This window comes from Pseudomonas sp. GW821-FHT03E01, from assembly GCF_059420765.1.
Window position 1 is genome coordinate 262,843 of record NZ_JBWKUI010000004.1, and the last position, 26,163, is coordinate 289,005.

The following is a 26,163-nucleotide window of genomic DNA, read 5'->3' on the forward strand; positions in this document are numbered from 1 at the left end:
CGGGCAAGCCTCGCTCCTACAGGGGGGGCGGTGCGGTTTTACAAAATGCGTACGCGCAGCGAACGGCCTTTGATTTTACCGTCGTTCAGACGCTGCAAGGCTTGCTTGGCGATCCCGCGTTCCACGGCCACATAGGCCTGGAAGTCGAAAATCGCGATCTTGCCGACCTGGGCGCCGGGAATGCCCGCCTCACCGGTCAGTGCGCCGAGAATGTCGCCTGGACGGACTTTGTCTTTACGGCCCGCACCAATGCACAGCGTGCTCATCAGCGGCAGCAGCGGACCGCCGCCCTGGGACGTGAGGTTATCCACCTGATCCCAATTCAACGGCGACTTCTGCAGTTGCTCGATGGCTTGGGCGCGATGGGCTTCGGACGGTGCGACCAGGCTGATCGCAATGCCTTTCTCACCGGCACGACCGGTACGGCCGACACGGTGAATGTGGATTTCCGAGTCACGGGCCAGTTCGACGTTGATCACCATGTCCAGCGCATCGATGTCCAGGCCGCGTGCGGCGACGTCGGTGGCAACCAGTACCGACGTACTGCGGTTGGCGAACATGGCCAACACCTGGTCGCGGTCACGCTGTTCCAGATCGCCGTGCAGGCCGACGGCGGAGATGCCTTTGGACGTCAGGTGATCGACGGTTTCCTGCACCTGCTGCTTGGTGAAGCAGAACGCCACGCAGGACGCCGGACGGAAGTGGCCGAGCACCTTGGTCACCGCGCTCATGCGCTCTTCCGGGGAGATTTCGTAGAAGCGCTGCTCGATCTGCGTGTCGTCGTGGAACGCCTCGGCCTTCACTTGCTGCGGATTACGCATGAACTTCGACGCCAACTGCTTGATGCCCACCGGATAGGTGGCGGAGAACAGCAGGGTCTGGCGACGTTCCGGGCACTGGGCGATGATTTCTTCGATGGAATCGTAGAAACCCATGTCGAGCATGCGGTCGGCTTCGTCGAGGATCAGCGTGTTCAGGCCGTGAAGCACCAGCGAACCCTTGCGCAGGTGTTGCTGGATGCGCCCTGGAGTGCCGACGATGATGTGCGCGCCGTGCTCCAGCGAGCCGATCTGCGGGCCGAAAGACACACCGCCGCACAGGGTCAGGACCTTGATGTTGTCTTCGGCACGGGCCAGGCGACGGATTTCCTTGGCGACCTGGTCGGCCAGCTCACGGGTCGGGCAGATGACCAGTGCCTGGCAACCGAAGAAGCGCGGATTGATCGGGTTCAACAGGCCGATACCGAAGGCGGCGGTCTTGCCGCTGCCGGTCTTGGCCTGGGCGATCAGGTCCATCCCCTTGAGGATCACCGGCAAGCTTTGCGCCTGGATCGGCGTCATCTGGGCATAACCGAGGGAGTCGAGGTTAGCCAGCATGGCGGCGGACAGCGGCAAAGTATTAAAAGCGGTGGCGATGGTGGTCACGGGACTGGCCTGCAAAACAAAATGTCGCGCAGTGTATCAGTCCCAGGCTCTCCACCTGCAAATTCTGGACGAATAGCCGTAGCAGCTGTCGAGGTACGGGGCTGCGTTGCGTGTCCGCAGGACCGCCCCGGCTGGGCCGCTTCGCAGCCCAACGCAGCCTCGTGCCTCGGCAGCTGCTACGGGTCAGTGCTCGATATCGTGCTCACGGCTGACCATCCGTCGGCCATCCTTTGGTGAAAGCTGCGAGAAGATGGTTGCAGCCAGCATCGCCATGACGCCGACCGTCACAAAAGTCAGCTGGAACGCGCCCAGCACCGTGTCCACGTCGTCATTGCCCATCTCCGCCGTGAATCCGCCGAGCAGCGCACCGGCGCACGCCACGCCCAGGCTCAGGGACAATTGCGCTACCACCGACAGCAAACTGTTGCCGCTGCTGGCGCTGGCGTCGTCGAGGTCGATCAGTGTCACGGTATTCATCGCGGTGAACTGCAAGGAGTTGATCGCCCCCAGAATCGCCAACTGGCCCAGCAACAGCCAATACGGTGTCTGCTCGCTGACCAGGCCCATGCTTGCCAGCATGATCCCCAGCGCCAGTGTGTTGCCGGTCAGCACGATGCGGTAGCCGAAACGTTCGATCAACGGCCGCGCCACCGATTTGGCGACCATCGCGGCCGCGGCCAGGGGCAGCATGCTCATCCCGGCCTGTGACGGCGAATAGCCCAGCGCCACTTGCAGCAGCAACGGCACCAGGAACGGCAATGCGCCGCTGCCCAACCGGGCGAACAGGTTGCCGAGGATGCCCACGGCGAAGGTCCGGGTCTTGAACAGCGATGGCGCAAACAGTGGATTGTCGATGTGCCCGGCCCGCAGCCAATAGGCCGCCAGACAGGCCATGCCGGCAAACAACAGCAACATCACCCGCAAGTGCGGCAGACGCAGTTCGCCGAGGCCTTCCATGGCGATGGTGATCAGCACCATCGCCGCGCCGAACAGCAAGAAGCCCAGGCTATCGAAGCGGGTGCGCTCGCTGCCGCGCAAGTCGGGGATGAATTTCCATACCGCGTAGCAACCGAGAACGCCCACCGGCAGGTTGATCAGGAAGATCCAGTGCCAGGTCAGGTATTGCACCATCCAGCCGCCCATGGTCGGGCCGATCAGCGGGCCGAGCAGGCCGGGAATGGTGATGAACCCCATGATCCGCACCAGATCCGAGCGCGGATACGCGCGCAGCACTACCAAGCGTCCGACCGGCAACATCAAGGCGCCGCCCAGGCCCTGGATCACCCGGGCGCCGATCAGCATGCTCAGGGTGCTCGACAAGGCGCAGAGCAATGAGCCGATGCTGAACAACAGGATGGCGCCGAAGAAAATTTTCTTGGTGCCGAAACGGTCGGCGATCCAGCCGGAGGCGGGAATCAGCAAGGCGACGGTGAGCATGTAGGCGATGATCACACCCTGCATGCGCAGCGGGTCTTCGGCCAGGTCCCGGGCCATGGCGGGGAGGGCGGTGTTGAGGATTGTCCCGTCGAGGGACTGCATGAAGAAGGCAATGGCCACGACCCATGGCAACCAGCGGGCGGTGACGGCGTCGAGAGGTGGGCGGTTGGGCATGGGGCCTCTTGTTAATGCAGATTCGTGGCTGGCGCTGAACCCTGTGGCGAGGGAGCTTGCTCCTGCCGGTCTGGGGCCGCTTCGCAGCCCAGCGGGAGCAAGCTCCCTCGCCACAGGTTTTTGTGTTTACAGGGTCAAGGTCAATCGGCTGACGAGCGCTCCCGGCAGCAATGCCGAAGACGTGTTCCGCTGACTGTAGGTGCTGGCCGACAACATCAGCTCGCGTTCCTCGGTCAACGCTTCCAGCTGCGAACCGAGCAGGCTGTAGGCGCTGTCATCGAAACGCATGGTGCTGACCGGTGCCTGAATCTCGCCGTTCTCGACCCAGAAGGTCGCGAACCGTGTCATGCCGGTCAGGCGCGCCGCCGGTTGGTCCGAGTAGTTCAGGTACCACAGGTTGCTGATATACAAACCGGTGCCCAGTTGCTTGAGGATCTCGGCGTCAGGCAACGAGCCGGCCGCCATGTTCAACGCACTTGGCGCTTCACCGCCGCCAGCACCGTTGGCGGTCAGGCCGTACTCGGCGGCGCTGCGTGAACCGACCAGTTGCTCACCCGCCTTGCCCTCAACAATCAGCCGCAGATCACTGCGCGGATAACCTTCACCGGAGAACGCTGGGCTCAGGGAGCCGCTGACTTTTTCATCCAGGGACACCAACGGGCTGAACGAGCTGTCGCCACCGTAGAGCTTCTGCAACGGACTGCTCTTGCTGGCAATCGACTGCGCCGAGAACCCGCCCCAGCTGAGCATGCCCATGATTTCTTCCAGGGCTGCCGGCGCGAGGTAGGCGCGGTACTGACCCGGCGCCAGCGTGCGCAATGGCCGCCCGAGAAACGCCAACTGCTCGCGGGCCTGCTGGAAACGCCGGGCAAAGCCTTCGCTGTTCCAGTCGTGCCCGGCATAGCTGGCTTTCACCGCCTGACCGTTTTCATGGAACAGGCTGAAATCGAAGTTGAAGCTGTTGGCCTGATGCCAGCCGAACGCGCCCGAAGAACTGGCGAAACCGCGACTGATCGGCCCGGCGGCATAGAAACCGACCAGATCCAGCCCCTCGCCGGCCTGAGTGATTTCAGCGACCACCTGCTCGGTGTCCGGCAGCGGATGATCCTGCACGTTGTTGCTCTGCCAGTCGTCATGGTTGAGCAGCAGGTACGGGTCCTGAGGCAGCAACGGCAGGGTTTCGCGCAACTGTTGTAGCCCATCGGCCAGACGCTGAAGGTCGACTTCCGGATCGCCCGACAACGTGATATCGAGGTCGGCGTGGCGGCCGTCGTTGATCAGTTTGAAGCCGATGCTTGCCTGCTGCACCTGCCCGGCCTGACGCACCTTGGCGTGGTTGAAACGCACGAAGGCCGACGATTCGGCGGCGTAGCTGAGGGTGAACTGCTCAGGCGTGCGCAGTGCATCGCGCAGCCAGTTGACCAAGGCCTTGAACGAATCGGCCTGGTTTTTTGAAGTGCTCGTGGACGTACTCATCAGGCATCTCCCCCAAACACATCAACATTGCTGAACACACAGGCCGGCGACGCATGGCCGACACGGATCACCTGGTTCGGTTCGCCCTTGCCGCAGTTCGGCGTCCCCAGCACCTTGAAGGTGCTGGCGTCACCGACGGCGCGCAGGCTCTTCCAGAATTGCGCGGAAATCGCCCGGTAGTTCGGGTTCTTCACCACGCCTTTGAGTTCGCCGTTTTCGATCAACTGGCCCCATTCGCAACCGAACTGGAATTTGTTGCGCGCATCGTCGATGGACCACGAACGGTTGGTGCTCATCAAAATGCCGTGCTCGATGTTGCCGATCAGTTGCTCAAGCGGCTGATCGCCGGGCTCGATGTTGAGGTTGGCCATGCGGTCGATCGGCGGACGGTTCCAGCCGCAGGCGCGGCTGTTGGCCACGCCGTCGAGGCTGGCCCGGAACTGCGAGAGCGCGCCGCCCAATGGTCGCAGCAGCAAACCTTGCTTGATCAGGAATTGCTTGCTGGCGGCGGTGCCTTCGTCGTCATGGCCGTAGCTGGCGAGCTGTTCGGGGATGTCCGGGTCGAATGTCACGTTGAGCAGTTCGGAGCCGTATTGCAGGCGGCCGAAGTCTTGCGCCTTGACGAAACTGGTGCCGGCGTAATTGCGCTCGTCGCCCAGGATGCGGTCCAGTTCCAGCGGGTGACCGATGGACTCGTGGATCTGCAGCATCATCTGGTCGGGCATCAGCAACAGGTCGCGCGGGCCTTGCGGGGTGTTCGGTGCCAGCAGCAATTGCAACGCCTGGTCGGCGACTTTCGGGCCGGCGCCGATCAGGCCGCAGCGGCTGATCACATCAAAGCCGCCCTGCTGACCGAAATTCTCGCGGCCGAGGGTGCGGGTCTGGCTGTCGCTACCGTCGTAGGCGGTGACGTCCATGCTCGGGTAGACGAAGCGCTGGGCCTGGCGCAGTTCGGCGCCGGCGCTGTTGAGGTAGATCTGCTCGACGTTGGTGATACCGATGCTCGCCTGCCAGTTCACCAGGCGTTCGTCCTTGGGCACGGCGGCAGATTCGGCGCCGAGCAGTTGGTAGCAATCGCTGAGAGACGGGAAGGGTTGGTCGAGGCTCGGCGAGAAATAGTCGGCGCGCTCGCTGGAAACCGCTTGCTCACGCAAGTCGAGGAGGGCGTGTGGCTTGAGTCGACGGGCTTGTTGCTCGGCCTTCTCCAGCGCGGCTTGCAGCCCGGACTGAGACAAATCGTTGGTCGCGGCATAGGCTTCGACGCCGTTGACCCGAACGGTCAGCATCGCACCTTCGTCCCGGCTCAGGCTCGGTGGTTCGGCGACGTTCTTGCGCACTGAAAGATACTGACCGGATTCGCGAACATAACGCAGCGAAAAGAATTCAGCGCCCGTGCGCAACGCAGCGAAGCGCTGCTTGAGCTGGGGGTGGAAATCGAACATTCGGGAACCTCCTTGGTATGGAGTGGCGGCGAATCGGTGTTGCGAGGGGGGGGAACGTTTGCGTGGCGCTAGATTAGGCCTGCGTGGGGGGTAGGATCAAGTGAAGAGCGGTGTAGGAAGAGTTGAGGTTGGGTGAGTCAGGAATTTATCTTATTGCTTGGGCGGACGCTTTCGCGGGCAAGCCTCGCTCCTACAGGGCGAATGCGATTCCCTGTAGGAGCGAGGCTTGCCCGCGAAGGCCGCGCCTCGGTGTTACGGCTTACTGAGCGCTCACATCCCGCAACGGCTTGCCCTTCACCGGTGCACCGCCGGCCACGTAGTATTTGGCCTTGCTGCGCGGCAATGGTTTGCGACCGCGGATCTTGTCGGCGATTTTCTCGGCCATCATGATCGTTGGTGCGTTCAGGTTGCCGGTGGTGATGATCGGCATGATCGAGGCATCGACCACGCGCAGGCCTTGCATGCCATGCACACGACCTTCGCCATCGACCACGGCCATTTCGTCGGTGCCCATCTTGCACGAGCAGGACGGGTGGAACGCGGTTTCGGCGTGCTCGCGGATGAACTTGTCCAGCTGCTCGTCGGTTTGCACGTCGATGCCGGGGCTGATTTCGCGACCACGGAAGGCATCCAGCGCCGGCTGTTGCATGATTTCACGGGTCAGGCGGATGCCATCGCGGAATTCCTGCCAGTCCTGCTCGGTGGCCATGTAGTTGAACAGGATGCTCGGGTATTCGCGCGGATCCTTGGACTTGGCCTGGATGCGACCGCGGCTTGGCGAACGCATGGAACCCATGTGCGCCTGGAAGCCGTGCTCTTTCACGCCGTTGCTGCCGTTGTAGTTAATCGCTACCGGCAGGAAGTGATACTGGATGTTCGGCCATTCGAATTCCGGGCGGGTACGAATGAAACCGCCGGCTTCGAACTGGTTGCTGGCGCCGATGCCGGTGCCGTTGAACAGCCACTCGGCACCGATGGCCGGCTGGTTGTGCAGGAGCAGCGACGGGTACAGCGAGACCGGTTGGGTGCAGGCGTATTGCAGGTACAACTCGAGGTGATCCTGCAGGTTTTCACCGACGCCCGGCAGGTCGTGGACCACCGGAATATCAAGCTTTTTCAGCAGTTCGGCCGGGCCGACACCGGAGCGTTGCAGGATCTGCGGCGACGCGATGGCGCCGGAGCACAGCAACACTTCTTTGCGGGCACGGACTTCAACGCGTTCTTCGGCGGCACCGATCAGGTAACGCACGCCGACTGCACGCTTGCCTTCGAACAGAATCTTGTCGGTCAGGGCGTGGGTGACGATGGTCAGGGTCGAACGCTTCTTGGCGATGTCCAGGTAACCGCGAGCGGTACTGGAGCGACGGCCTTTCGGCGTCACGGTGCGGTCCATCGGGCCGAAACCTTCCTGCTGGTAACCGTTCAAGTCTTCGGTACGCGGGTAACCGGCCTGCACGCCTGCTTCAACCATCGCGCTGAACAGCGGGTTGTTGCCGGCTTTGGGCGTGGTCACGCTGACCGGACCGTCGCCACCGTGGTAGTCGTTCGGGCCGATGTCACGGGTTTCCGCCTTGCGGAAATACGGCAGGCAGTCGAGGTAAGTCCAGTCTTCCAGGCCTGGCAGTTTCGCCCAGTTGTCGTAGTCCATGGCGTTGCCGCGGATGTAGCACATGCCGTTGATCAGCGAAGAACCACCCAGGCCCTTGCCGCGACCGCATTCCATCCGGCGACCGTCCATGTGTGGCTCTGGATCGGTTTCGTACGCCCAGTTGTAGCGACGACCTTGCAGCGGGAACGCCAAAGCCGCCGGCATTTGTGTGCGGAAATCCAGACGGTAATCCGGGCCGCCCGCTTCGAGCAGCAGGACGGTGACGCCTTCGTCTTCAGTCAGACGGGTCGCCAGGGTGTTACCGGCCGAGCCGGCACCGATGATGATGTAATCGAATACTTGGGACATTGAATGCACCCTCTTTGAAGTTGGTCAGGTCGCGGTCGCGGATTTGTCACTTACTGTGGCGAGGGAGCTTGCTCCCGCTCGGCTGCGCAGCAGTCGCAAATCAGCGACCGTGTTCTGTCTGAATGAGCGCTGAACCTGAAGTTGGGGCTGCTTCGCAGCCCAGCGGGAGCAAGCTCCCTCGCCACAAAGGCCCCAGCTTCAGGTTCGCGTCAGATCAGAACACCGAGGCGTAATCGCCCAGTTCGACCTGTACCGATTTGATGCGTGTGAAGTTGTTCAGCGAGCTGATGCCGTTCTCACGGCCCACGCCCGACTGCTTGTAGCCGCCGACCGGCATCTTGGCGTCGGACTCGCCCCAGGCGTTGATCCAGCAGATACCGGCTTCCAGTTGATGAATCACGCGGTGCGCGCGGTTCAGGTCTTTGGTAACAACGCCGGCAGCCAGACCGAAGTCGGTGTCGTTGGCGCGACGGATCACTTCTTCTTCGGTTTCGTAGGTCAGGATGCTCATCACCGGGCCGAAGATTTCTTCGCGCACGATGGTCATCTCGTCGGTGCAGTCGGTGAACACGGTCGGGGCCACGAATGCGCCTTTGGCGAATTCGCCGTCGGTCAGACGAGCGCCGCCGCACAGCAGGCGAGCACCTTCTTCCTTACCTTTGGCGATGTAACCCAGCACGCTTTCCATGTGGGCGAAGCTGACCAGCGGGCCGAAGTTGGTGTTTTCGTCTTCCGGGTTGCCAACGCGGATGCGCGCAACGCGCTCAACGATCTTGGCTTCGAACGCGGCTTTCAGGTGGCTCGGGACGAACACGCGAGTGCCGTTGGTGCAGACCTGACCGGAGCTGTAGAAGTTGGCCATCATCGCGGTGTCGGCGGCGCGATCGAGGTCGGCGTCGTCGAAAATGATCAGCGGGGATTTGCCGCCCAGTTCCATGGTCACGTCTTTCAGCGTGGAAGCGGAAGCGCTGGCCATGACTTTCTTGCCGGTGTCGGTGCCGCCGGTGAAGGAGACTTTTTCGATGCGTGGGTGTTCGGTCAGCCAGGTGCCGACTTCACGGCCGCTGCCGGTCAACACGTTGAACACACCAGCCGGCAGGCCGGCTTCGGTGTAGATCTCGGCCAGTTTCAGGGTGGTCAGCGAGGTGACTTCGCTTGGCTTGAAGATCATCGCGTTGCCGGCCGCCAGGGCTGGAGCGGATTTCCACAGGGCGATCTGGATCGGGTAGTTCCACGCGCCAATACCGGCCACGATGCCCAGCGGCTCGCGACGGGTGTAGACAAAAGAGGTGGTGCGCAGCGGAATCTGCTCGCCTTCGATGGCCGGTACCAGACCTGCGTAGTATTCCAGCACGTCAGCGCCGGTGACGATGTCGACGTAACGGGTTTCGGAGTACGCCTTGCCGGTGTCCAGGGTTTCCAGGGCGGCCAGTTCATCGTTGCGCTCGCGCAGGATGTCGACGGCACGACGCAGGATGCGTGAACGCTCCATGGCGGTCATCGCGGCCCAGATTTTCTGGCCCTTTTCGGCACTGACCACTGCACGCTCGACGTCTTCCTTGGTCGCACGCTGTACGGTTGCGAGGACTTCACCGTTAGCCGGGTTGATGGCTTCGAAGGTGGCGTCGCTGCTGGCGTCACTGTAACCGCCGTCGATGTAGAGTTTTTGCAGTTCGAAACGGGCCATAAAGTCCTCGCAAGTGCATAAGTTGGTTGGCGTTAACCACTGGGACGTGCCGTGTAGCGTTGGCGACGCTGATCAGTGGCGTTCAGGGGCTGAGCGGTTTTATGTGTGCTCTAACTCACCTGCTTGGCCAATTGGATATCCATGTATTCGTAAGCGATTCTTTGCGCCTGCTCGGTGTCGAAAGCATCTCCCGACAACGCGCCGCGCAACCACAAACCGTCGATGAGGGCTGCCAGGCCCCGGGCGGCGCTGCGCGCTTGATCAAGCGGCAACGCACGGCGGAACTGGCAGCACAGGTTGGAATACAGACGGTGATCGTTGATCCGCTGCAACCTGTGCAAAGACGGCTGGTGCATGCTGGTGGCCCAGAAGGCCAACCAGGTTTTCATTGCCGGGCCATTGACCTGGCTGGCGTCGAAGTTGCCTTCGATAATCACCTGCAGATGCGCCCGTGGGCTGTCATCTGCCATCGCCTGACGGCGCGCGGTGACGTTCTCGCTGAGGACGCTCATCAGATACCGCATCGTGGCGGCGATCAGGCCATTCTTGTCCTGAAAGTAGTGACTGATGATGCCATTCGAGACACCGGCCAAACGGGCGATCAGCGCAATGCTGGCGTCCCCCATGCCGACCTGATCGACGGCCTGTAGCGTGGCTTCGATCAATTGCTGGCGGCGGATGGGTTGCATACCGACCTTGGGCATCTTGCACATCTCCTTAGGCCTCCCGGTGGACGAAATACGCCTACCGGATTGAGGGCCAGTCTATTTTGTTTTGATTGAACGTTCAATCAACAAAGAATAAGATCTGCGACAATTCGTCGCTGCCTACAGGTTTTTCCTACGTGTAGTGGGCGGAAAAACGACATCTGAACATGCTCGAAACCCACGCGCACTGGCGTTCCATGGGTTTCGGGCTTTTTTCGGGGTGTCTTTATATCACCCGCCGGTCGGCTGCCAACTAATCGATTGGTCGGGTATCGCGTTGCCTTGTGTTCTTCTCTCGCACTGCCCGGAGCATCTGTGCCATGAGTTCTGCCTCTCTAATAAAGACCCCACCCGAGAAGGTGATGGTCAACGGTTGGGTGTTCTACACCTCTACCGCGTTGATTCTGTTGTTGACCGCCATTCTGATCATCGCCCCGCAAGAGGCCGGCAGAATGCTCGGCATTGCCCAGGCGTGGTTGTCCCGCAGCTTCGGCTGGTACTACATGGTAGTGATCGCCGCCTACCTGGTGTTCGTGGTTGGCCTGGCGTTTTCGTCTTATGGCAAGCTCAAGCTGGGCAGCAAGGACGATACCCCGGACTTCAGCTACGGCGCCTGGGCGGGGATGCTGTTCTCGTCGGGTATCGGCATCTCGCTGTTGTACTTCGGTGCGTCCGAGCCGCTGGACCATTACTTCAACCCGCCGGAAGGCGTCGCCGGCAGCAACCTTGCCGCACGTCAGGCAGTGCAGCTGACGTTCCTGCATTGGGGCCTGCATGGCTGGGCGATCTACGCCTTGGTCGGCCTGGCCGTGGCGTACTTTGCTTACCGTCATAACCAGCCGTTGGCATTGCGTTCGGCGCTTTATCCGCTGGTCGGCGAGCGTTGGGTCAAAGGCGCGGCCGGTCATGCGGTGGACGGCTTTGGCATGTTCGTGACCCTGCTGGGGCTGGTGACGAACCTGGGGATCGGTTCGCTGCAAGTGTCGTCGGGGCTGGAAAACCTGTTCGGCATGGCGCACAGCAACACCAACTTGCTGATCGTGATCATCGTGATGAGCACCGTGGCGACCATCGCCGCTGTGTCCGGCGTGGAAAACGGCATTCGCCGTCTGTCCAACCTGAACATCGTGCTGTTCAGCGGTCTGCTGATTTTCGTGCTGTTGTTCGGCCCGACTCTGCACCTGCTCAACGGCTTTGTGCAGAACATCGGTGACTACCTCAATGGCGTGGTGCTGAAGACCTTCGACCTCTACGTGTATGAAGGCGACAGTGAGAAGTCTGACCGCTGGCTGGGCCTGTGGACCCTGTTCTACTGGGCCTGGTGGATTTCCTGGGCGCCATTTGTCGGCATGTTCATCGCGCGTATTTCCCGTGGTCGCACGGTGCGTGAGCTGGTCGCCGGCGTGCTGCTGATTCCGCTGGGTTTCACCCTGGCATGGCTGTCGATCTTCGGTAACTCGGCCCTGGACCTGGTGATGAACCATGGGGCGGTGGAGCTCGGGAAGACGGCGCTGGAACAGCCATCGATGGCGATCTACCAGTTGCTTGAGCATTACCCGGCGTCGAAAGTTGTCATTGGCGTGTCGATTTTTGTCGGTTTCGTGCTGTTCCTGACCCCGGCGGACTCCGGCGCGGTGATGATGGCCAACCTTTCGTGCAAGGGCGGCAACGTCGACGAAGACGCGCCGCACTGGCTGCGGATTTTCTGGTCGGTGGTGATCACCCTGGTGACCATCGGTCTGCTGTTCGCCGGTAACTTCGAAGCCATGCAAACCATGGTGGTGCTGGCGGGGCTGCCGTTCTCGGTGGTGCTGGTGTTCTTCATGTTCGGTTTGCACAAGGCCATGCGCCAGGACGTGCAGATCGAACAGGAGCAAGCGGAACTGGCAGCGCGTGGTCGTCGTGGTTTCAGCGAGCGTCTGACCCAGCTGGATCTGCAGCCGAATCAGTCGATTGTTCAGCGTTTCATGGACAAACAAGTCAGCCCGGCGCTGGAAGAGGCCGTGGTTCAACTGCGTGGCAAGGGCCTGAACGTGCAAACGTTGCTGGGTAAAGCCAAGCGTTGCATGGGCCTGCGGATCGAGATGGAAGAGGGCAACCCTTTTGTCTACGAAGTGAGCCTGGACGGTTATCTGGCGGCGGCGAGTGAAGCGGTGTCGGCCGAAAGTGCCGATGAACCGCGCGCACGTTACTACCGCGCTGAGGTGTACCTGCACAACGGCAGCCAGGACTATGACTTGATGGGCTTCACTCAGGATCAAATCACCCGTGACGTGCTCGATCAGTTTGAAAGCCATCGGCAGCTGCTAGGCCGGGTTTATAGCTGAGGTTTGAGGTGATGCGGTGCAGTGAATGCACCGCATCTCCATTGTGGCGAGGGAGCTCGCTCCCGTTCGGCTGCGAAGCAGTCGTAGATCCTGGTTACGCGATCTATCTGAAATACCGTGGTGTCTGGATTGGGGTCGCTCCGCAACCCAGCGGGAGCAAGCTCCCTCGCCACAGTTGTCGGTATTCCAGACCTGATATCTGCACAAACAAAAACGCCGCGATCATCTCGCGGCGTTTTTGTGTCTGCTGTCTTGCTTACCCCAGGTTCTTGCCGAGCAGCGCGTGGTACAGCTCGCTGTCGCCCAGGATCCCGACCACTTTGTTGTTGTCGTGCAGCACCAGCTTGTTGCCGGTCTGGTAACGAATCTGCAGCGCATCACGCATGCCGATGTTGGAGTCCACCAGTGTTGGCCGACGGCCCAGGGCTTCAACCGCTTGCCCAGGTATCCATTTCTGCAGATCCAGGCTCGAGCCGTTCTGGCGCGCGCCTTTGATGGTGTTGCCTTCGGCCAGGTCCAGCCACGAATCGCCGCCCGGATCCAGGCACACCGAACCGTTGATGCGTTTGCAGTTGTCCAGGGTGCGCATCAGGCTGCGACCACACAATACGTTCAGCGGATTGGTGTGGGCGACGAAGGTGCGCACATAATCGTCCGCAGGGTTCAGGACGATTTCTTCCGGCACGCTGTACTGGATGATCCGGCCGTCTTTCATGATCGCGATACGGCTGCCCAGCTTCAGGGCTTCATCGAGGTCGTGGCTCACGAAGACGATGGTCTTGCTCAGCTTGTTTTGCAGTTCCAGCAGTTCATCTTGCAGGCCTTGGCGAATCAGCGGGTCGAGGGCCGAGAACGGTTCGTCCATCAGCAAGATGTCGGCGTCCATCGCCAGCGCACGGGCCAGGCCGACACGCTGCTGCATGCCGCCGGAGAGCTCATTGGGTTTCTTGTTGCGCCACTGGGTCAGGCCCACCAGCTCAAGCTTCTCGTCCACCAGTTTGCGGCGTTCTTTCTCGGGGCGACCCTGCATTTCCAGACCGAAGCTGATGTTCTCGCGCACCGTCAGCCAAGGCATCAGGGCGAACTTCTGGAACACCATCGCGATGCGCTTGGTGCGCATCATCTTCAGTTCCGCCGGGGTGCAGGACGCGATGTCGATCTGCCGGCCTTCGTGTTCGACGAACAACTTGCCACGGCTAACGGTGTTGAGGCCGTTGATGCAGCGCAACAGGCTGGATTTGCCGGAGCCGGACAAACCCATCAGTACGCAGATTTCACCTTTCTCGATGTCCAGGCTGGCCTTTTCGACACCGACGATTTGCCCGGTCTTTTTCAGAATCTCGTTGCGGGTCATGCCCTGGTCGAGCAGTTTGAGAGCGGCGCGTGGATCTTTGGAGAAGATCACGTCCACGTCTTCGAAGCGAATAATGCTCATGCGTCACCCCCTACTTTGGCTTCGGGTTGTTTGCAGATACGGTCGAGCATGATCGCCAGCAGTACGATCGCCAGGCCTGCTTCGAAGCCCAGTGCGATATCAGCAGTGTTCAGTGCGTTGACCACAGGTTTGCCCAGGCCGTCGGCGCCCACCAGTGCCGCAATCACCACCATCGACAACGACAGCATGATGCACTGGGTGATACCGGCCGCGATGCTTGGCATGGCGTGGGGCAGTTCGATGCGCGAGAGCAACTGACGGCGCGAGCAGCCAAAGGCTTTGCCGGCGTCCATCAGTTCGTCCGGAACATCGCGGATACCCAGGTAGGTCAGGCGGATGGGCGCGGCAATCGCGAACACCACCGTCGAGATCAGACCCGGGACCACACCCAGACCGAAGAGGGTCAGGGTAGGAATGAGGTACACGAAAGTCGGTACGGTCTGCATCAGATCGAGCACCGGCCGCATCAGTGTGTAGAACATCGGTTTGTGCGCGGCGACGATACCCAACGGCACGCCGATCACTACGCAGACCAGGGTGGCGAACAACACCTGGGCGAGGGTTTCCATGGTTTCCTGCCAGTACCCCAGATTGAGGATCAGCAGGAAGGAGGCGATGACGAAAACGGTCAGGCCCCATTTGCGTTGGATGAAATGTGCCAGTAGTGCGATGAGGCCGATCAATGCCAGCGGGTTGAACCAGGTCAGCGCAAAAGTCACGCCGTGGATCATCGTTTCCAGTGACACGGCGATGGCGTCGAAGGTGCTGGCGCCGTGTTGCGTCAACCATTCAACGAAGCTCGCGATGTACTGGCCTAAGGGTATTTTCTGATCAATCAGCATGGTAGTGAACGTCCGCATGCAAGGAAATAAACAGCCCGGGCAGGCGAGCCTGCCCGGCGTAAGCGATTACTGCGCGAGCTTGGCTTTCACGGCCTCCAGGCCTGGTTTACCGTCAATGGTGGTCACGCCAGCGAGCCAGGTATCGAGCACCTGTGGGTTCTTTTTCAGCCAGGCCTTGGCGGCCGCTTCAGGCTTCATCTTGTCGTCCAGGATGTTGCCCATCAGCGTACTCTCCATGTCGACGGTGAACTCCAGGTTTTTCAGCAGTTGGCCGACGTTGCTGCACTCTTGGGTATACCCCTTGCGAGTGTTGGTCGCAACGGTGGCAGCACCGAAATCCGGGCCGAAGAAGTCATCGCCACCGGTCAAGTACTGAATCTTGAAACGTTTGTTCATCGGGTGCGGTGCCCAGCCGAGGAACACCACGGCGGTGTCGCGTTTTTGCGCACGGTCGACTTGCGACAACATGCCCGCTTCGCTGGACTCGACGACTTTGAAACCGGCGGTTTTGAGACCGAAGGCGTCTTTGTCGATCATGCTCTGGATCAGACGGTTGCCGTCGTTGCCTGGCTCGATACCGTAGATCTTGCCGTCGAGTTCTTTCTTGAATTTGGCGATGTCGGCAAAGTCATGCAGCCCTTTGTCGTACAGCGCTTGTGGTACGGCGAGGGTGTATTTGGCACCTTTGAGGTTGGTGCGCACGGTTTCCACGGTGCCGGCATCCCGATAGGCCTTGATGTCGTTTTCCATGGTCGGCATCCAGTTACCCAGGAACACGTCCATGTTCTTGCCGTCGGCCAGGGACTTGTAGGTCACCGGCACGGAAATCATCGTGGTCTTGGTCTTGTAGCCGAGGGCGTTGAGCACAACGCTGGTGGTCGCGGTGGTCGCGGTAATGTCCGTCCAGCCGACATCGGAGAAGTTTACGGTGCTGCATTGGGCCGGCTCTGCGGCTTGAGCCAGGAACGGCAGACTCAGCATGGCGGCCAACAACAACGACGGGGAACCTTTCATAGGGGCGACTCCTAAGTGTTTTTTTTGGCAGTGTTCCGACTGGACCACCGCACTTATCTGTTGCGGTTGGATGGCGTTTTGGAGACAGCTCTACCACAGCGCCTTGCAATCGAGTCGATACGATCATGTACCAGTGAAAATCTGACGCCTACAGGGTGCGTCGTAACCAGTACAGGGATGGTCGCATCCAGTGTCGGTGACGTCGTTTACAGCTTTTTTCAGCCCGATTTGCCCCGCTGATCCGCAAAAAAACGGCGAAAACATTGCGTAAGAGACCTGCGGCGCTAGTGGGCATGAGTGCGTCGGTGTGAGACGTTGAACGACATGGTAAAAGCCTGATGATGCGGCCATCTCGACGGATTGCAGCTTGAGCGTAGCAGCTCCGTCACTGGGCGCTTTTGCGCCTGGAGCAGGCACATCCAGGAGTTCAGCAGTAATGGCTATCAGCGTTTTCGACTTGTTCAAAATCGGCATCGGCCCTTCCAGTTCGCACACCGTGGGGCCTATGCGCGCCGCGGCGCTGTTCGTGCAAGGTTTGCGCGAGCGGGGGCTTCTGGAGCAGGTGTGTCGCATCGAAGTTCAGCTATACGGATCGCTCTCGGCCACCGGCATCGGCCACGGCAGCGACAACGCGGTGATCATGGGGTTGATGGGCGAGTGGCCCGACGCGATCGATCCGTCGCAAATCGGCATCCGTATAGAAGCCTTGCGTGAAACTCACACGCTATTGCTCGACGGCCGCTTGTCGGTCCCGTTCATCTGGGCTCGGGACATGCGCCTGATCGACGAGAACCTGCCGTTCCATCCGAACGCCATGACCCTGGTCGCCGAAGGCGATCACGGCGAGCTGCATCGCGATACCTATTATTCCATCGGCGGCGGTTTTGTCGTCGACGAGGCGCAAGCTTCCAGCGGTGTGGTGGATCTGGATAACACCGTACTGCCTTACGACTTCTCCAGTGCCGTCGAATTGCTCAGCCTGTGCAAGAAGCACAACCTGCGCGTGGCCGAATTGATGATGGCCAACGAGAAAGTCTGGCGCAGCGAAGAAGAAATCCGCAGTGGCCTGATGAAGCTCTGGCGCGCCATGCAGGATTGTGTGGAGCAAGGCCTCAAGCACGAAGGCATCCTGCCCGGCGGTCTCAATGTGCGCCGTCGCGCGGCCAAGTTGCACCGCAGCTTGCAAGAGCTGAACAAGCCCAACGTGATCGGCTCGACCTTGAGCGCGATGGAGTGGGTCAACCTGTTCGCGTTGGCGGTCAACGAAGAAAACGCTGCCGGCGGGCGCATGGTCACGGCGCCGACCAACGGTGCGGCGGGGATCATTCCGGCGGTGTTGCACTACTTTATGAAATTCAGCGAGGCGGTGACCGACGCCAATGTGGTCGATTACTTCCTCAGTGCCGCGGCGGTGGGGATTCTGTGCAAAAAGAACGCCTCGATCTCCGGTGCCGAAGTCGGTTGCCAGGGTGAAGTCGGTTCGGCTTGCGCCATGGCGGCGGCCGGGTTGGCGGAGGTTCTTGGTGCCACGCCGGAGCAGTTGTGTAACGCGGCGGAAATCGGCCTGGAGCATAACCTCGGCTTGACCTGCGACCCGGTGGGCGGGCTGGTGCAGGTACCGTGCATCGAGCGCAATGCGATTGCTGCGGTGAAAGCGATCAACGCCGCGCAGATGGCGCTGCGCGGTGACGGCCAGCACTTTATCTCGCTGGACCGGGTGATCCGCACCATGCGTGATACCGGTGCCGACATGCACGACAAATATAAAGAGACGTCGCGCGGTGGCTTGGCGGTTAGCGCGGTGGAGTGCTGAAACCGAGTTGACCTGTGGAGAGGGGGCAAGCCTGCTCTCCACAAAGACCTCATGTGCTACACCAGACCAGTCAAAACTGCGCACCAAGTGAACACGCGCACTAAAACGCGCCACGTTTTGGCGCGTCGCAAACAGGCAAGCCCGGCTCCCCGGTCGGGGATCAAATTCAAACCCTGACCGTTCGTCACCTGTGCCAGCGGTGACACTCTTGACCGCCGCGTCGCAGACCTGTTCCCACAAGTGCTACCGATTTGCTCACACGCAACGGGGGCACGGGTTTGGGGCCTTTGATGGCACTTTTAACCTCTTATCTCTGCGCGCCATATCTAGACGCATCGCGACGTCGTTTTCAGGAGTTATTGAACGCGCATTCAATTTAGGCATGGCAATTGCTCTGTCATTACAAAGCCCGTCTCCCACGCGAGAACGATGGCAATAAAAAGAGCCTCCGCCTGAGGCCATCACCCGCTTTGTGTGAGGAGATACCGCGATGACGACGTTCAACTCCGGGGCCCAACCCCAGAACCGTGCGCCTCAATCCATCGGCTTTCTGCTGCTGGACAATTTCACGCTGATTTCTCTGGCCTCCGCAGTAGAACCCCTGCGCATGGCCAACCAATTGTCCGGTCGCGAGCTGTACCGCTGGACCACGCTCACCGTCGATGGCGGTCAGGTCTGGGCCAGTGACGGCCTGCAGATCACCCCCGACGCCTCCATGCACAAAGCACCACCCATGGACACCGTCATTGTCTGCGGCGGCATCGGCATTCAGCGCACCGTAACCCGTGAGCATGTGTCGTGGCTGCAAAGCCAGGCGCGTCAGTCCCGTCGTCTCGGCGCGGTCTGCACCGGCAGCTGGGCCCTGGCGTGCGCCGGCCTGCTGGACGGTTTCGATTGCAGCGTGCACTGGGAATGTCTGGCCGCTATGCAGGAAGCTTTCCCGCGAGTGGCCATGAGCACCCGGCTGTTCACCCTCGACCGTAACCGGTTCACCAGCTCCGGCGGCACCGCGCCGCTGGACATGATGCTGCACCTGATCAGCCGTGATCACGGTCGTGAGCTGTCGGCCGCGATTTCGGAGATGTTCGTCTACGAGCGCATCCGCAACGAGCAGGATCACCAGCGCGTGCCGCTCAAGCACATGCTCGGCACCAACCAGCCGAAACTGCAGGAAATCGTGGCGCTGATGGAGGCTAACCTCGAAGAGCCGATCGATCTTGATGAACTGGCGGTTTATGTCGCCGTTTCGCGTCGTCAGCTGGAGCGGCTGTTCCAGAAATACCTGCACTGCTCGCCGTCGCGTTACTACCTGAAACTGCGCCTGATCCGTGCTCGGCAATTGCTCAAGCAAACGCCGATGTCGATCATCGAAGTGGCGTCGGTGTGCGGGTTCGTGTCCACGCCGCACTTCTCCAAGTGCTACCGCGAATACTTCGGCATTCCACCGCGTGACGAGCGCGTAGGCTCCAATACCACGCAACAAGTGGCGATGATGCCGCTGCCGCAAGCACTGGTGCTGTCGCCGTTGTCCGGGCCGCTGTCGGCGTTGAGCCAGGCGCGTAATGAATCGACGTTTGCCAGCGTAAGGCTCTAAACCAGGCAAACTATTGTGGCGAGGGAGCTTGCTCCCTCGCCACAAAGTGTTCACACCCCGGAAATCAGGCGCTATGGCTCTGTTGGTACTGCGCCAATGCCGGTAACAGTTGCTTGTCAATGGCCTGACGCACGGCCGGCTGGATTGACGCGCTGCTGGTGTACATCTGCTTGACCATGGTCCGCAGTTCCATTGCCCGCTCGTTGTTCAAACCCCGTACTGCGCATTCGCAGGCTTGCTCGGCGGTTGCGCCGGGGGGCACTGAAAACCCCAACGCTTTCAGCTGGCTCAACAGGTCTTCCTGGTCTATCAAATCGGCGTACATCATGACGCAATCCTTCTTCAGGGAACGGTGTCGTGGTTCGATTCTGGTAGGGGCTGTAGGCGTCGGCAAGGACGATTTGTCGCAATGGCCGCAATACCTATGAACAGGTCGTTTTCGGCTAACTTGCTAAGGATGGGAGTAGGCACACTGGACTCAGCTGGCATCACGAAGGTTTGGTCACCCTCGCGCAACAGCTCCTCAACAGTACCCTCCTCAGCTCCGATCTTGTCACGGCTTGATCGGGGTTTTTTTTGCCTGTGAATCGGTAATGGACGTGTTGATTGGGCTGACGCTTTCGCGGGCAAGCCTCGCTCCTACAGGGATCGCGAATACCCTGTAGGAGCGAGGCTTGCCCGCGATGAACGATGACGCGGTCTAGCGTTGTAAAACGAGAATGCGCGACAGCAATTCATCCCGGTCGACATAGCAACCCTGGAAATGCCGGGCGCCGGTGGCGGGGTCGAAGGCGTTGCGGGCGTGGAGGGTGCGGCGGTTGTCGAAGCACCACAACTCGCCGGGGTTGAGCCGTGTCATCACCCGGAAGCGCGGCTCGCGGGTCATCGCAATGAAACGCCGGTAAGCGCGATACAGCCTGGGCATCTGCTCCACTGAAGCATCGAATGGCCCGCGCAGAAAGTTCGCCATGCGGATTTCCGACACTTGCCCGAATGCATCCAGCGCGATGATCGGTGCCAGGCAGCGGTAGTCGCTGTGGCGGTCCTTGTTGCGGAACTCCACGGGGATTTCACACAAGGCTTGAAACGCCTCTGGATCTTCCTGACGCAAAGCTTGGGCGATGGCAAAACCGTCGACGAAAATACTTTCGCCACCGTCGGCGTCATTCACCAGGCAATGCAGAAATTGCAGCCCCGGTTGCAACTCCCGGGTCGGCAAATCGCTGTGCAGTGGCAGGTTGAAGGCGGTGTAGGCATTGCTGTCGGCATCGGCCTTGGATTGCACGTTGAACAGCACGCCGAAATTGCTCTCGCGGATGAACGAAATCCGTTGGGCGATCAGCTTCAGCGAGCCCGGCTCGGTGGGGACTCCGCGCACTTGAGTCAGGCCGATATCGCGCACGGCCAGCAGCCATTGCAACAAGGCGTCGTTGTTCTCCATCAGGGCCTGGTATTCGAACACTGGCAGCTGCAAATCGCTGTGCCAAAGCCTGGCTTTCGGTTTTCCGGCTTGGCGTTCGGCGCGGGACTCGTCGTCATAGGCATGGGCCCGCAGCCAGCCCGGATCGAAGCGGCTGAGGTGGCCATCCTGCCAATCGACGCACAGGCAGCCTTCGGCATCGACGGTGGCGTTTTCAGGCATCAGGTGCTCTGCGACATCGACGATTTCCAGCACTTGCTCGCGCGTCACCGTGTAGACGCACTGTGGGCACGGGCAGTTGTCCCGCAGCCATTGATGATGAAAAGGGCTGACCCGACCGTCCGCCCACTTCACTTGAATTCGGTCCGCCAGGGTGTGCACGGCGGTCAACGCGCTGATCAATGGATAGGTGCGGAAATCGGCAAAAGCGGCGGCGGTGTTCATGGCGGGCTCCTTATTATTTTGGTAAAGCAATCACTCGGCCGATCCAGGCGGGTGCGGGCAAGTCGGTTTGATCGGCGACGATGGCCTGCAGCTTGCTCAAGGTTGCTTCGCTGAACGGTGCGGATCGCGGTCCGGCGAGGTCGACGTGCAGCAGCATCTGTTCATTGCCCGCCAGCTCCTTGTCACCGCCCACCAGATGCAGGCTGTGGTAGAGGTGCAGGCGCTTGCGGTCGTGGCCGATGATCTGCGTATGCACTTCGACGTCGGCATCGAGTTTCACTTCGTGCAGGTAATTGAGGTGCAGTTCGAGGGTAAACAGCGAGTGGCCGCTGGCCTCGCGGTTGTTGCTGTCCATACCCAGCCGGTCCATCAACGCGTCAGTGGCGTAGCTGAAAATCAGCAGGTAGAAGGCATCGCGCAGATGGCCGTTGTAGTCGACCCAGTCGGGGATGATTCTGGTTTGGTAGGTGGTGAGGGTGGGCATGGTGGAACTCCACAGATAATCGCTGGTGTACACATGTGTGGCGAGGGAGCTTGCTCCCGCTGGACTGCGAAGCAGTCCCAAAACCGGTGGATGCGAGGTATCAGTCAAATCGCGTTTGCTGGTTTTACGACCGCTTCGCGGCCGAGCCGGAGCAAGCTCCCTCGCCACAGGGTGTGTGTTTATTCGCTGAAGGCCATCCCATGCTTCTCTTTGGTGGTTTTCACCGCCTCCAGCACCGCCAACAAGCAATCGTCACGATAGCGTTCCAGTGCCGAGATGCTGTGTGTGCCCAACTGATCGCTGGTGCCATCCACCACATCGTCAATCAACTTGTCGGTCAGCTCCGGTGCCGGCAGGTACGTCCAGGGCAGCTGCAATGCTGGTCCGAACTGCGCCATGAAGTGCCGCATCCCGGCATCGCCGCCTGCCAGGGTGTAAGTCAGGAAGGTGCCCATGAACGACCAGCGCAGACCCGCGCCAAAACGAATCGCATCGTCGATTTCACCCGTGGTCGCCACGCCGTCGTTGACCAGGTGCAGCGCCTCACGCCACAAGGCTTCGAGCAAACGGTCGGCGATAAATCCCGGTACTTCCTTGCGCACATGCAGCGGGCGCATCCCCAGGGATTCATAGACTTTCATCGCCGCTTGCACCGCTTCTGGCGCGGTGTTCTTGCCGCCGACCACTTCCACCAATGGCAGCAGATAAACCGGGTTGAACGGGTGCCCGACCACGCAGCGTTCCGGGTGCGTCGAACTCTCGTAAAACTCGCTCGGCAACAGTCCCGAGGTGCTGGAACCGATCAACGCATTGGGCTTGGCCGCCGCGCTGATTTTGCTGTGCAGTTCCAGTTTCAGGTCCAGGCGCTCAGGGGCGCTTTCCTGAATGAAATCCGCGTCGCGAACACATTCTTCGATGGTGGCGACAAAGCGCAGCCGATCCTGCGATGCGCCGGGTGCCAGGCCTTGTTTCTCCAGCGCGCCCCAGGCATTGGCGACACGTTTGCGCAGCGCCGCTTCGGCACCGGGTGCCGGATCCCAGGCCACCACATCGAGGCCGTGGGCGAGGGCGCGGGACACCCAGCCGCTGCCGATGACACCGCTGCCCAGTGCTGCGAAGGTTTTGATATCAGTGATAAAGCTCATGGCGACTTCCTGAATTTGGCTCAAAAAAAAGTGGGAGCGAACCTGCTCGCGATGACGCCGGTACAACCGATGCGTTATCTGCGGCAGGACAACCGTCATCGCGAGCAAACTCGCTCCCACAGGGGGAAAGGGTGATTTGTTTCAACCGCGCTTGGTCAGGCCCATTTTTGCCCGGCCTTCGGCCGGGGTCAGAACGCGGGCGCCGAGGCGGCTGAGGATTTCCGAGGCGCGTTCGACCAGTTGGCCGTTGGTCGCCAGTACGCCCTTGTCCAGCCACAGGTTGTCTTCCAGACCGACACGCACGTTGCCACCGAGCAGCACGGCCTGTGCGGCCATTGGCATCTGCATGCGACCGATGCCGAACGCGGCCCAGACCGCGTCGGCCGGCAGGTTGTCGACCATGGCTTTCATGGTGGTGGTATCTGCTGGCGCACCCCACGGGATGCCCAGGCACAGCTGGAACAACGGGTTATCCAGCAGACCTTCCTTGATCATCTGCTTGGCGAACCACAGGTGACCGGTGTCGAAAATTTCCAGCTCAGGCTTGACGCCCAGCTCTTGAATTCGCTTCGCGCCGGCCCGGAGTTGCGCCGGGGTGGAGACGTAAATGGTGTCGCCGTCGCCGAAGTTCAGGGTGCCGCAATCCAGGGTGCAGATTTCTGGCAGCAATTCTTCAACGTGGGCCAGACGGGTCAGTGGGCCGACCAGATCGGTGTTCGGACCGAACTCCATCGGGTTCTCGCCTGCGCCGATTTCCAGGTCGCCGCCCATGCCGGCAGTGAGGTTGACGATGATGTCGACGTCCGCCTCGCGGATGCGCTCCATCACTTCGCGGTACAGCGCCACGTCACGGCTGAACTTGCCGGTTTGTGGGTCGCGAACGTGGCAGTGGACCACGGTAGCGCCCGCCTTGGCGGCTTCCACGGCGGCGGCAGCGATTTGTTTCGGGGTGACCGGCACGTGTGGGCTCTTGGCGGTCGTGTCGCCAGCACCGGTGAGTGCGCAGGTGATGATGACGTCGTGGTTCATGAGGCGGTTTCCTTCAGGCTTGAGTTTTTTGGTGGAGCTTGGGCGTGGCGATTCCGCTCGCAGCCCGCATCGGGCTGCGAATCGGTGGTTCATTTCGGTTCTATTTGCTGGTCAGTTTCAGGTTTTCAGCGGCCGGCTTGCCATCGAATGTGGTCACGCCTTCAAGCCAGCGTTGCTTGTCTTGCGGGTGATCCTTGAGCCACTGTTTGGCCGATTCGAAAGCGTCCTTGTGATCCAGCAGCGGCTGCATCATCCGGCTCTCGTCTTCGGCGGTGAACGTCAGGTTGCTCAGCAGGCGACCGACGTTCGGGCATTGCTGCGCGTAGTTCGGCGAGGTGACGGTCCAGACCGTGGCCATGCCTTCGTTCGGACCGAGGGCGTCGTCGCTGCCGGTGAGGTAGGTCATCTTCACGTTGACGTTCATCGGGTGCGGCGCCCAGCCGAAGAACACCACGGCTTCCTTGCGGCGTACCGCGCGATCTACTGCCGCCAGCATGCCGGCTTCGCTGGACTCGACCAGCTGGAACTTGCCGAGGCCGAACTGGTTCTTGGCGATCATCGCCTTGATCTGGGTGTTGGCGCCCGAGCCAGGTTCGATGCCGTAAATCTTGCCGCCCAGTTCTTTTTCAAACTTGGCGATGTCGGCGAAAGTTTTCAGGCCCTTTTCGGCAAGGTAAGTCGGTACTGCCAGGGTGGCGCGGGCGTCCTTGAGGCTTGGCGCTTCAAGCACTTTGACCTGCTTGGCATCGACAAACGGCGTGATGGTCTGGGTCATCAGCGGGTTCCAGTAGCCCAGGAACAAATCCAGGCGCTGGTCGCGAATGCCGGCAAAGACGATTTGCTGGGAGGCGCTGGTTTGTTTGGTGCTGTAGCCGAGGCCGTCGAGCAGGACCTGGGTCATGGCGCTGGTGGCGATCACGTCGGTCCAGTTCACTACGCCCATGCGCACGTTCTGGCACGAGGCGGGTTCGGCTGCCATGACACTGGCGCTCAAGAAAGCGGTACCGCTGAGTGCAAGAACACAGCTGCTGATCAGTCGTTTCATGTCGGGGTTCCTCGGCAGGTCGTTTATTGTGGGTTCCGGTGTCTGATGCGCCGGTGATGCCAAGTTACGCAGCAAAGCCCCCGTGAAAACGCACTGCGGCGACCAGCTCTTGCACTGCGGCGACCTGCGCACTTGAATGCTGCTTGCAAGTGGCGTATCAACGTCCACACGCTTCCCGCCCTCTCGTTGCCTGCCAGTCGAGTGCGCTCCATGTCCCAGGATTTCTACTTCTTGTTGATGCCGGGTTTTTCGGCGATCGGTTTTATCTCGGCGATCGAGCCGCTGCGGGTCGCCAATCGCTTTCGCGGCGAGTTGTACCGCTGGCATGTGTTGAGCGCCGATGGCGGGGCGGTTCTGGCCAGTAACGGCATGTCGGTCAACGCCGATGCAGCGCTGGAGCCGCTGAAGAAAGGCGCAACCCTGTTGGTGGTCGCCGGTTTCGAACCGCTGAAGTTCGCCACCCCGGCCCTGGAGCATTGGTTACGTCGCCTGGACAACGAAGGCGTGACGCTCGGCGCCATCGACACCGGCAGCTTCATCCTCGCCGAAGCCGGCCTGCTCGACGGTCATCGCCTGACCCTGCACTGGGAAGCCATCGACGCCTTCAAGGAATCTTATCCACAGCTGAGCGTCACCCAGGAACTGTTCGAGATCGACCGACGGCGTATCACCTCCGCCGGCGGTACCGCCTCGATCGACCTGATGCTTGACCTCATCGGTCAGGCCCATGGCCCGGAACTGGCGATTCAGGTCAGCGAACAATTCGTACTCGGGCGCATTCGCCCGCGCAAAGATCACCAACGCATGGAAGTCGCCACGCGATATGGCATCAGCAACAAGAAACTGGTGCATGTCATTGGGGAGATGGAACAGCACAGCGAACCGCCGCTCAGCACTTTGGAGCTGGCGGAATCGATCAAAGTGACCCGGCGTCAGCTAGAGCGCCTGTTTCGCCTGCACCTGCACGACACGCCGAGCAATTTCTATCTGCGACTAAGGTTGGAGAAGGCGCGGCAGCTGCTGCGCCAGACGGACATGAGCGTGTTGGAGGTGAGTATCGCCTGCGGGTTTGAATCGCCGTCGTATTTCACCCGCAGTTATCGGGCGAGGTTTGAGCGGTGCCCGCGGGAGGATCGCCGACAAAGCCAGAAGGCCTGAAACCGACCCCTGTAGGAGCGAGGCTTGCCCGCGAAGAGGCCGGCACATTCGAAATCATTGTTGTCTGACACGACGCCTTCGCGGGCAAGCCTCGCTCCTACAGGAGATG

General features: G+C 60.8%; 20 protein-coding genes. 4 read left to right on the plus strand and 16 right to left on the minus strand.

Annotated elements, in window-relative coordinates:
• Positions 1 to 38 precede the first annotated feature (38 nt).
• From dbpA to betI, 7 genes are all read right to left on the minus strand, one after another.
• Complete coding sequence (gene dbpA, locus AC07VO_RS09040) at positions 39 to 1,376, minus strand: ATP-dependent RNA helicase DbpA (RefSeq protein ID WP_230139067.1); 1,338 nt, start codon at positions 1,374 to 1,376, stop codon at positions 39 to 41.
• A gap of 231 nt (positions 1,377 to 1,607) precedes the next feature.
• Positions 1,608 to 3,149: a multidrug transporter subunit MdtD gene (gene mdtD / locus AC07VO_RS09045; RefSeq protein WP_457326869.1), complete on the minus strand. Its 1,542-nt coding sequence runs from the start codon at positions 3,147 to 3,149 to the stop codon at positions 1,608 to 1,610.
• Between the two features lie 12 nt (positions 3,150 to 3,161).
• Complete coding sequence (locus tag AC07VO_RS09050; protein ID WP_086944430.1) at positions 3,162 to 4,511, minus strand: TldD/PmbA family protein; 1,350 nt, start codon at positions 4,509 to 4,511, stop codon at positions 3,162 to 3,164.
• Positions 4,511 to 5,953 carry a TldD/PmbA family protein gene (locus AC07VO_RS09055; RefSeq protein ID WP_086944431.1) on the minus strand — a complete coding sequence of 481 codons (1,443 nt, stop codon included), beginning with the start codon at positions 5,951 to 5,953 and terminating at the stop codon, positions 4,511 to 4,513. The genes AC07VO_RS09050 and AC07VO_RS09055 overlap by 1 nt, the downstream gene beginning before the upstream one ends.
• 259 nt (positions 5,954 to 6,212) lie before the next feature.
• Positions 6,213 to 7,910 carry a choline dehydrogenase gene (betA, locus tag AC07VO_RS09060; RefSeq protein ID WP_064620863.1) on the minus strand — a complete coding sequence of 566 codons (1,698 nt, stop codon included), beginning with the start codon at positions 7,908 to 7,910 and terminating at the stop codon, positions 6,213 to 6,215.
• A 214-nt stretch (positions 7,911 to 8,124) separates the two neighbouring features.
• A complete protein-coding gene (gene betB / locus AC07VO_RS09065; protein WP_018928768.1) occupies positions 8,125 to 9,597 on the minus strand; it encodes a betaine-aldehyde dehydrogenase in 1,473 nt (490 codons plus the stop codon).
• Positions 9,598 to 9,707: 110 nt separating this feature from the next.
• On the minus strand, positions 9,708 to 10,301 hold the full coding sequence (betI, locus tag AC07VO_RS09070) for a transcriptional regulator BetI (protein ID WP_018928769.1): 594 nt from the start codon (positions 10,299 to 10,301) through the stop codon (positions 9,708 to 9,710).
• A gap of 380 nt (positions 10,302 to 10,681) precedes the next feature.
• On the opposite strand from betI, the gene AC07VO_RS09075 reads away from it, so the two are divergent.
• Entirely contained in the window at positions 10,682 to 12,631 is a 1,950-nt protein-coding gene (locus AC07VO_RS09075) for a BCCT family transporter (RefSeq protein WP_245846248.1), read from the plus strand.
• A 256-nt stretch (positions 12,632 to 12,887) separates the two neighbouring features.
• Here the strand turns inward: AC07VO_RS09075 and choV are convergent, their stop codons facing one another.
• The 3 genes from choV to AC07VO_RS09090 all read right to left on the minus strand — a co-directional run bounded on the left by choV (position 12,888) and on the right by AC07VO_RS09090 (position 15,922).
• Complete coding sequence (gene choV, locus AC07VO_RS09080; protein ID WP_018928771.1) at positions 12,888 to 14,066, minus strand: choline ABC transporter ATP-binding protein; 1,179 nt, start codon at positions 14,064 to 14,066, stop codon at positions 12,888 to 12,890.
• Positions 14,063 to 14,908, minus strand: coding sequence for a choline ABC transporter permease subunit (gene choW / locus AC07VO_RS09085; protein ID WP_018928772.1), 846 nt, complete (start codon positions 14,906 to 14,908; stop codon positions 14,063 to 14,065). Before choW ends, choV begins: the two co-directional genes overlap by 4 nt.
• 66 nt (positions 14,909 to 14,974) lie before the next feature.
• The gene (locus AC07VO_RS09090; protein ID WP_018928773.1) at positions 14,975 to 15,922 is read right to left on the minus strand and encodes a choline ABC transporter substrate-binding protein; all 948 of its coding nucleotides are present in this window, start codon (positions 15,920 to 15,922) and stop codon (positions 14,975 to 14,977) included.
• Between the two features lie 436 nt (positions 15,923 to 16,358).
• Here AC07VO_RS09090 and AC07VO_RS09095 point away from each other — a divergent pair, with 436 nt between their 5' ends.
• Both AC07VO_RS09095 and gbdR read left to right on the plus strand, forming a co-directional pair.
• On the plus strand, positions 16,359 to 17,735 hold the full coding sequence (locus AC07VO_RS09095; RefSeq protein WP_018928774.1) for an L-serine ammonia-lyase: 1,377 nt from the start codon (positions 16,359 to 16,361) through the stop codon (positions 17,733 to 17,735).
• Positions 17,736 to 18,225: 490 nt separating this feature from the next.
• Positions 18,226 to 19,329 carry a choline metabolism transcriptional regulator GbdR gene (gene gbdR, locus AC07VO_RS09100; RefSeq protein ID WP_007975492.1) on the plus strand — a complete coding sequence of 368 codons (1,104 nt, stop codon included), beginning with the start codon at positions 18,226 to 18,228 and terminating at the stop codon, positions 19,327 to 19,329.
• 64 nt (positions 19,330 to 19,393) lie between these two features.
• On the opposite strand, the gene AC07VO_RS09105 is transcribed toward gbdR, so the two are convergent.
• The 6 genes from AC07VO_RS09105 to AC07VO_RS09130 all read right to left on the minus strand — a co-directional run bounded on the left by AC07VO_RS09105 (position 19,394) and on the right by AC07VO_RS09130 (position 24,896).
• The gene (locus AC07VO_RS09105; RefSeq protein WP_019580667.1) at positions 19,394 to 19,657 is read right to left on the minus strand and encodes a hypothetical protein; all 264 of its coding nucleotides are present in this window, start codon (positions 19,655 to 19,657) and stop codon (positions 19,394 to 19,396) included.
• 372 nt (positions 19,658 to 20,029) lie between these two features.
• On the minus strand, positions 20,030 to 21,193 hold the full coding sequence (locus AC07VO_RS09110; RefSeq protein ID WP_018928776.1) for a gamma-butyrobetaine dioxygenase: 1,164 nt from the start codon (positions 21,191 to 21,193) through the stop codon (positions 20,030 to 20,032).
• Positions 21,194 to 21,206: 13 nt separating this feature from the next.
• The gene (locus tag AC07VO_RS09115; RefSeq protein ID WP_064620857.1) at positions 21,207 to 21,677 is read right to left on the minus strand and encodes a thioesterase family protein; all 471 of its coding nucleotides are present in this window, start codon (positions 21,675 to 21,677) and stop codon (positions 21,207 to 21,209) included.
• Between the two features lie 179 nt (positions 21,678 to 21,856).
• The gene (locus tag AC07VO_RS09120; protein ID WP_018928778.1) at positions 21,857 to 22,822 is read right to left on the minus strand and encodes an L-carnitine dehydrogenase; all 966 of its coding nucleotides are present in this window, start codon (positions 22,820 to 22,822) and stop codon (positions 21,857 to 21,859) included.
• A 141-nt stretch (positions 22,823 to 22,963) separates the two neighbouring features.
• Positions 22,964 to 23,851 carry a 3-dehydrocarnitine:acetyl-CoA trimethylamine transferase CdhC gene (gene cdhC, locus AC07VO_RS09125; protein ID WP_086944434.1) on the minus strand — a complete coding sequence of 296 codons (888 nt, stop codon included), beginning with the start codon at positions 23,849 to 23,851 and terminating at the stop codon, positions 22,964 to 22,966.
• 100 nt (positions 23,852 to 23,951) lie between these two features.
• Positions 23,952 to 24,896: a choline ABC transporter substrate-binding protein gene (locus AC07VO_RS09130; protein WP_086944435.1), complete on the minus strand. Its 945-nt coding sequence runs from the start codon at positions 24,894 to 24,896 to the stop codon at positions 23,952 to 23,954.
• Between the two features lie 210 nt (positions 24,897 to 25,106).
• On the opposite strand from AC07VO_RS09130, the gene AC07VO_RS09135 reads away from it, so the two are divergent.
• The gene (locus AC07VO_RS09135) at positions 25,107 to 26,054 is read left to right on the plus strand and encodes a GlxA family transcriptional regulator (protein ID WP_064620848.1); all 948 of its coding nucleotides are present in this window, start codon (positions 25,107 to 25,109) and stop codon (positions 26,052 to 26,054) included.
• Positions 26,055 to 26,163: the final 109 nt, after the last annotated feature.

Excerpts from the sequence above, each read along its gene's own strand:
- dbpA (WP_230139067.1), bottom strand. The coding sequence starts at position 1,376 with ATGCTGGCTAACCTCGACTCCCTCGGTTATGCCCAGATGACGCCGATC.
- AC07VO_RS09050 (WP_086944430.1), bottom strand. The coding sequence starts at position 4,511 with ATGAGTACGTCCACGAGCACTTCAAAAAACCAGGCCGATTCGTTCAAG.
- AC07VO_RS09055 (WP_086944431.1), bottom strand. The coding sequence starts at position 5,953 with ATGTTCGATTTCCACCCCCAGCTCAAGCAGCGCTTCGCTGCGTTGCGC.
- betA (WP_064620863.1), bottom strand. The coding sequence starts at position 7,910 with ATGTCCCAAGTATTCGATTACATCATCATCGGTGCCGGCTCGGCCGGT.
- betB (WP_018928768.1), bottom strand. The coding sequence starts at position 9,597 with ATGGCCCGTTTCGAACTGCAAAAACTCTACATCGACGGCGGTTACAGT.
- betI (WP_018928769.1), bottom strand. The coding sequence starts at position 10,301 with ATGCCCAAGGTCGGTATGCAACCCATCCGCCGCCAGCAATTGATCGAA.
- choV (WP_018928771.1), bottom strand. The coding sequence starts at position 14,066 with ATGAGCATTATTCGCTTCGAAGACGTGGACGTGATCTTCTCCAAAGAT.
- choW (WP_018928772.1), bottom strand. The coding sequence starts at position 14,908 with ATGCTGATTGATCAGAAAATACCCTTAGGCCAGTACATCGCGAGCTTC.
- AC07VO_RS09090 (WP_018928773.1), bottom strand. The coding sequence starts at position 15,922 with ATGAAAGGTTCCCCGTCGTTGTTGTTGGCCGCCATGCTGAGTCTGCCG.
- AC07VO_RS09095 (WP_018928774.1), top strand. The coding sequence starts at position 16,359 with ATGGCTATCAGCGTTTTCGACTTGTTCAAAATCGGCATCGGCCCTTCC.
- gbdR (WP_007975492.1), top strand. The coding sequence starts at position 18,226 with ATGACGACGTTCAACTCCGGGGCCCAACCCCAGAACCGTGCGCCTCAA.
- AC07VO_RS09105 (WP_019580667.1), bottom strand. The coding sequence starts at position 19,657 with ATGATGTACGCCGATTTGATAGACCAGGAAGACCTGTTGAGCCAGCTG.
- AC07VO_RS09110 (WP_018928776.1), bottom strand. The coding sequence starts at position 21,193 with ATGAACACCGCCGCCGCTTTTGCCGATTTCCGCACCTATCCATTGATC.
- AC07VO_RS09115 (WP_064620857.1), bottom strand. The coding sequence starts at position 21,677 with ATGCCCACCCTCACCACCTACCAAACCAGAATCATCCCCGACTGGGTC.
- AC07VO_RS09120 (WP_018928778.1), bottom strand. The coding sequence starts at position 22,822 with ATGAGCTTTATCACTGATATCAAAACCTTCGCAGCACTGGGCAGCGGT.
- cdhC (WP_086944434.1), bottom strand. The coding sequence starts at position 23,851 with ATGAACCACGACGTCATCATCACCTGCGCACTCACCGGTGCTGGCGAC.
- AC07VO_RS09130 (WP_086944435.1), bottom strand. The coding sequence starts at position 24,896 with ATGAAACGACTGATCAGCAGCTGTGTTCTTGCACTCAGCGGTACCGCT.
- AC07VO_RS09135 (WP_064620848.1), top strand. The coding sequence starts at position 25,107 with ATGTCCCAGGATTTCTACTTCTTGTTGATGCCGGGTTTTTCGGCGATC.